The sequence below is a fragment of the Gallicola sp. Sow4_E12 genome, assembly GCF_052116305.1.
Classification (GTDB): Bacteria; Bacillota; Clostridia; order Tissierellales; family Peptoniphilaceae; genus JBQKLI01.
In genome coordinates, this window is sequence record NZ_JBQKLI010000051.1 from 1 (window position 1) to 930 (window position 930).

Genomic DNA, 930 nt, shown 5'->3' on the forward strand with positions numbered 1-930 from the left:
AGTCAAGTCCATATTAGTGTGTAAATTCCTCGGGTATCATTTTGTGGTCAATCATCCAGCCTGATCGAGCGGTTTATGCCGCGAAAGCCTATTGATAGTGAGATATCGCCATGGTAGACTTTCTAATGCGGCATCATGGACTCCATTGATTGCATCCAAAATAGAGTGATGCCGCTGATGCCAACTGCCATGGCGTAAGAGGCTCACTGTCAATAGGACCGTGGAATAAATAGCGAGCTAAGCAACCTGATTATCTGCTTGCTCTTCTTGGATGAGTGAGTTGTAGTAGACATCCATTTCAAAGTATTTACGGCCTGTAGACCACTTTTCATCCTGCTCTATCAACAGGGCTCCAATGAGCCTGATTGCTGATGCTTCGTTTGGGAATATTCGAATGACTCTTTCTCTTCTTCGTATTTCTTGATTGAGTCTTTCAATGGAATTGCTTGTTCTTAATCTCTTTCTGTATCTTAAAGGCAAGCTAAGGACTGCTGTTATGTCGTCAAAGCCATCATCGAGCAATTCCATTGCCTTTGGAGCTTTTGATTCATACTTGTTTAGGATATGGTTTTTAGCTGCTCTTGCACTATCCATATCAACCGCTTCATACACTTTGCGGATGTCCTCTTTAAGTTCAGGTTGGACTGACTTTGGTGTCTTGTCCAAGAGGTTTCTTGAAAAGTGTGTTTGACACCTTTGCCAGCTTGATCCTTGAAACTGCTTGTTTATGGCTTTGACAAGACCTTTGTGGCTGTCTGATGTGATTAACCTTGGTGATCTAAGTCCTCTTTGCTTGAGGGAGATAAAGAATTCATCCCAGCTTGTTTCTGACTCGCTTTCTGACAGATGAAAACCTATGATTTCACGGTATCCTTCCTCATTGACGCCTATTGCTATCAAGAGGCTTTTGCTCCTTACCCGGTGGTTGTC

Annotated in this window: 1 protein-coding gene; it reads right to left on the bottom strand. The window is 42.9% G+C overall.

Translation table 11 applies throughout. The annotated features are described in order from the left end of the window. Window positions 1-237: 237 nt before the first annotated feature. A partial coding sequence (locus tag ACTQ46_RS11100; RefSeq protein ID WP_441749889.1) for an IS256 family transposase occupies window positions 238-930 on the bottom strand: 693 nt, incomplete at its 5' end.